This is a genomic window from Rothia sp. BD8, from assembly GCF_044878465.1.
GTDB lineage: Bacteria > Actinomycetota > Actinomycetes > Actinomycetales > Micrococcaceae > Rothia > Rothia kristinae.
The window spans coordinates 1-934 of the sequence record NZ_JANJES010000023.1 but is presented as its reverse complement, the minus strand read 5'-3'; the positions used below and the strand labels follow the sequence as shown (position 1 = coordinate 934).

General features: G+C 64.3%; 1 pseudogene. It reads left to right on the top strand.

The features are described from left to right. Positions 1-20: 20 nt before the first annotated feature. Positions 21-921 (top strand): annotated as a pseudogene (locus NQ707_RS10430) (IS5 family transposase). Positions 922-934: the final 13 nt, after the last annotated feature.

Genomic DNA, 934 nt, shown 5'->3' with positions numbered 1-934 from the left:
CTAGGCCGTGTTGCTAAAGGGTGCTCGTGGGCACGTGGGTGATCCTTGTGTTCGTGGCGCGTGTGGAGATCTCTGATGATGATTGGGCTGTGATCGGCCCATTGTTTCCGGCCGTGGGCACGACTGGCCGTCCGCCGGTCGACCGTCGCGCGGTGGCCGAGGCGACGGCGTGGCGGTTCCGGACGGGATCGCTGTGGCGGGAGGTGCCCGAGCGGTTCGGGAACTGGAACACGATCTACAAGAACTTCAACCGGTGGGCCGAGCAGGGCGTCTGGACTCGGGTGCTGGAGGCGGTGCAGTCCCTCACGCATCAGCGTGGAGAGTTGGACTGGGTGACTTCGATCGACTCCACGATCGTGCGCGTGCATCAGCACGGCGCGACCCTTCCCCGAACCACAGGGAGATCCGCCGAACTACAAGAAGTACGGCGAGGAACCGCCTGATCACTCGATCGGTCGCTCTCGAGGCGGGTTGACGACCAAGATCCACCTCGTCTGCGACGGAAAGGGGAGAACCCTGGCGTTCGTCCTCACGGGAGGACAGGTCGCCGACACGAGCATGCTCCCCGACACGATCGACGAGATCCGTGTCGTCGGCGCGAAAGGACGCCCCAGGACCCGTCCGGAACGGGTTATCGCCGACAAGGGCTACCCGTCGAAGAAGAACCGAGCCTGGCTACGCCAGCGAGGAATCGCTACGACCATTCCTGAACGCGACGACCAGATCGCGCACCGTCGCAAGAAGCCCGGCCGGCCGATCGACTTCGGGCGCGATCAGAAACGACGCTACAAAGGCCGTAACGCCGTCGAGCGCTGCTTCAACAAGCTCAAGCAGTGGCGCGGAATCGCGGCCCGATCAGACAAGACTGCCCGGAACTTCCACGCCGGGCTCAGCCTCGCAGCCACCCTCCAATGGGTTTAGCAACACGGCCTAG